Here is a 4,103-nt window from a genome sequence, read left to right on the forward strand (position 1 = left end):
GGCTAAGCAAAGTCACGGCGGTTTCAGGTCGCGGCGCGCGGCGCGGCAGTCGGAGACACCTCGTCGGGCATGTCCTCCAGTGACATCCCGTTGGTTTCGCGGACCCATCGCCAGACGAAAACAAGCGACAGCACCGCGCACAGCGTGTAAAACCCGTAGGCCACACCGAGCACATGGCGCAGCGCCGGGAACGTCACCGCGATAGTCCAGTTGGCCATCCACTGCACGCCTGAGGCCAGGCCCAGCGCCGCCGACCGGATGCGGTTGGGGAACATCTCGCCCAGCAGCACCCACAGCACCGGGCCCCAGGACACCGCGAACGCGACCACGAACAAGTCGGCAGCCACCAGCGCGATCACCCCGGCGGCTCCGTCCAACTGCGGCCGACCGTTGATGGTGGAAGCTCCGGCGAACACCACGGTCATCGTCGCCAGCATCACCGACATGCCCGCCGATCCGGCCAGCAGCAGCGGCCTTCGGCCGAGCCGGTCGATCAGCGCGATCGCCACCAAGGTGATCAGCACGTTGACCCCGGTGGTCGCCAGAGAAATGGTGAACGACGACTTCTCGCCGAAGCCGACTGCCTCCCACAGCAAATCGGAGTACGAGAAGATCACGTTGATGCCGACGAACTGCTGAAAAACGGCCAGCCCCAACCCGACCCAGACGATTCCGTACAGCCCGCCGGTCGGCTTACGCAGGTCACGCCACGACTGCGGCTTCTCCTGCTCCAAGGAGCTCGCGATACGAGTGATCGTCGCCTCCACGTCGCGCGGGCCCAGCAGTCGCCCCAGCACTTGACGGGCTTGTGAAATCTCTTGTCTGCCAACCAGGTAACGCGGCGACTCGTAGATCGTGAAAAGCAGAGCGAAGTACAGCAGCGCCAGAACCAGCTCGCCGAGATAAGTCCACCGCCAAGCCGCCAGGCCCAGCCAGAGCGGCTTACTCGCACCGCCCGCGAGGTGAAACGGCACCCAGGTGAACGCCATCGCACCGAAAAGCCCGATGACGATGGCAAGCTGCTGCAGTGAGCCAAGCCTGCCACGGAATCGCGGTGGTGAGATTTCGGCTATGTAGGCCGGAGCCGCAACCGATGAGAAGCCGATCCCGATACCGCCGATGAAGTGGAAGACGATGAACATCCAAATGCTGGTTGCCAAACCAGCGCCGAGGCCGCACACGAAGAACGATGCCGCCGAGAGCTTCATCACCGACAGGCGGCCCAACCGGTCGCCGATCCGGCCGGCCCACACCGCCCCGACCGCCGCACCCAGAACCACAGATGCCGCGGCGAAACCCAGCAGAGCGTTGCCAATATGAAAATCGGCCTGCAGCGCCTTGACTGCCCGGTTGGTGGTCGAGATGTCGTAGCCGAACAGGAATCCACCGATCGCGGCCACCGCGGCGAAACGAACAGCGGACCGGAATGCGGCCCGCGCGGCGCGCGGGTCGACGGGCAGATCTTCGTGCGGAGCGGGCGGTCCACTCGCGAGGACGCCGTCACCACTCATGAGTGTTCCTCCATCCGCAAGCGGTCCCGGCGACTCGGAGCGCGGCCACCAGTACACCACTACGGCCGAAGGGTCCAGTGCAACAAGGTCAATTCGCAACAGTGAGAACGACTGGACAGGCTCCCAGCCTGCTCAGTCCTCCGGGTTGTAGCCGAGGTTGGGGCCGAGCCAGCGCTCGGCTTCCTGCAGGGTCCAGCCCTTGCGCTTCGCGTAGTCGGCGACCTGATCCTGGGCCAGCCGGCCGACCACGAAGTACTGCGACTGCGGGTGCGAGAAGTACCAGCCACTGACGGCGGCCCCTGGCCACATCGCCATCGACTCGGTCAGCTCGATGCCGGTCCTCTCCCGGACGTCCATCAAGTTCCAGAGCGTCACCTTCTCGGTGTGCTCCGGGCAGGCCGGGTAGCCGGGGGCAGGGCGGATTCCCGCGTACTTCTCACCGATGAGCTCCTCGTTGTCGAGCTGCTCGTCCGGCTGGAATCCCCAGAACTCCTTGCGGACCCGTTGGTGCATCCGCTCGGCGAAAGCCTCTGCCAGCCGGTCGGCGATCGACTCCAGCAGGATCGCGCTGTAGTCGTCGTTGGCTGCCTTGAACTCCGCAATCTTGTCCTGGCTGCCGAGCCCCGTGGTAACGGCGAAGGCACCGACGTAGTCGGCCAGCCCGCTGTCTTTGGGCGCGATGTAGTCGCCCAGCGATCGGTTCGGAATGCCGTCCCGGTGCTCGCCCTGCTGGCGCAGGTTGTGCAACCTGGTCAACACCTCGGTACGGTTCTCGTCGGTGTAGACCTCGATGTCGTCGCCGACCGCGTTCGCCGGGAAGAATCCGATCACCCCGTTGGCAGTCAGCCACTTCTCCTTGATCAGGGTGTCGAGCATCTCCTGGGCGTCGTCGTACAGCTTGCGGGCGGTCTCGCCCGAGACCGGGTTGTTGAGGATGTCGGGGAACCTGCCCTTCATCTCCCAGGCGTTGAAGAACGGCTGCCAGTCGATGTACTCGCGCAGTTCGGCGAGGTCGTAATCGTGGAAATCCCGTACGCCGAGGCCCTGGGCGGGCGCCGGCGGCGTGTAGCCGTCCCACTCGATCGGCGTCCGGTTCGCGCGGGCCTTCTCCAGCGTCAGCATCGGCCGCTCGCTCTTCTGGGCGTGCCGTTCGCGCAGGGCCGCGTAGTCGGTCTCGGTGGCCTCCAGCAGGGCTGGACGCTGCTTGTCGTCGAGGAGCGCAGCAGCGACCGGCACCGAGCGGGACGCATCCTTGACCCAGACGACCGGACCGCTACGACGCGGCGACACCTTCACGGCCGTGTGGGCGCGCGAGGTGGTCGCGCCACCGATCAGCAGCGGGATCTCCAGCCCCTCACGTTCCATCTCGACCGCGAAGTTGACCATCTCGTCCAGGGACGGGGTGATCAGGCCCGACAGCCCGATGATGTCGGCGTCGTGCTCCTTCGCGGCGTCCAGGATCTTCTGAGCAGGCACCATCACACCGAGGTCGATCACTTCGTAGTTGTTGCACTGCAGAACAACCCCGACGATGTTCTTGCCGATGTCGTGAACGTCGCCCTTCACCGTCGCCATGATGATCGTGCCGTTGGTGTCCTTACTCGCGGCGGCACCGGACTCTTCTTTCTCCGCCTCGATGAACGGCAGCAGGTACGCGACAGCCTTCTTCATCACCCGGGCCGACTTCACGACCTGGGGCAGGAACATCTTGCCTGCGCCGAAGAGGTCACCGACGACGTTCATGCCGTCCATCAGGGGGCCCTCGATCACCTCGATCGGGCGCCCGCCTGCGGCGGCGATCTCGGCTCGCAACTCCTCGGTATCGGCATCGACATCGGCGTCGATGCCCTTGACCAGGGCGTGCGTGATCCGCTCGCGGACCGGGAGGCTGCGCCACTCGGCAGCCACCGGATCCTCGGCCTTCTCCGAGCTGTTGAACCGTTCAGCGATTTCGAGCAGTCGTTCGGCCGCATCCTCGCGACGGTTCAGGACGACGTCCTCGATTCGGTCCCGCAGCTCGGGGTCGATCGAGTCGTAGGGCACCAACGCGCCGGCGTTGACGATGCCCATATCCAGGCCGGCCTTGATGGCGTGGAACAGGAACACCGCGTGGATCGCCTCGCGGACGGGGTTGTTACCCCGGAACGAGAACGACACGTTCGAAATGCCGCCGGAGATGTGCACGCCCGGAAGATTTTCCTTGATCCAGGCGCAGGCCTCGATGAAGTCAATCCCGTAGGTCGCGTGCTCTTCGATACCGGTCGCCAACGCGAAGCAGTTCGGGTCGAAGATGATGTCCTCGGCCGGGAAGCCGACCTCTTCGGTCAGGATCCGGTAGGCGCGCCCGCAGATCTCCTTGCGGCGCTCCAGGTTGTCGGCCTGCCCCTGCTCGTCGAAGGCCATCACGACGACGGCGGCGCCGTACTTGCGGCACAGCCGTGCCTCGCGAATGAACTTCTCCTCGCCCTCCTTCATGGAGATCGAGTTGACGATCGGCTTGCCCTGCACGTTCTTCAGGCCCGCCTCGATGACCTCCCACTTGGAGGAGTCGATCATCACCGGGACGCGGCTGATGTCCGGCTCGGCCGCGAT

The 4,103-nt window shown here is 65.2% G+C and carries 2 protein-coding genes; both read right to left on the bottom strand.

Annotation, left to right across the window (positions count from 1 at the left end; translation table 11 throughout):
• Positions 1 to 23: 23 nt before the first annotated feature.
• Complete coding sequence (locus VN856_RS25885) at positions 24 to 1,511, bottom strand: sugar porter family MFS transporter (protein ID WP_325694644.1); 1,488 nt, start codon at positions 1,509 to 1,511, stop codon at positions 24 to 26.
• A 132-nt stretch (positions 1,512 to 1,643) separates the two neighbouring features.
• Positions 1,644 to 4,103, bottom strand: a 2,460-nt coding sequence (gene metH, locus VN856_RS25890) for a methionine synthase (RefSeq protein WP_325694646.1), incomplete at its 5' end; no start/stop codon positions are given.

It is taken from the genome of Mycobacterium sp., from assembly GCF_035603715.1.
GTDB lineage: Bacteria > Actinomycetota > Actinomycetes > Mycobacteriales > Mycobacteriaceae > Mycobacterium.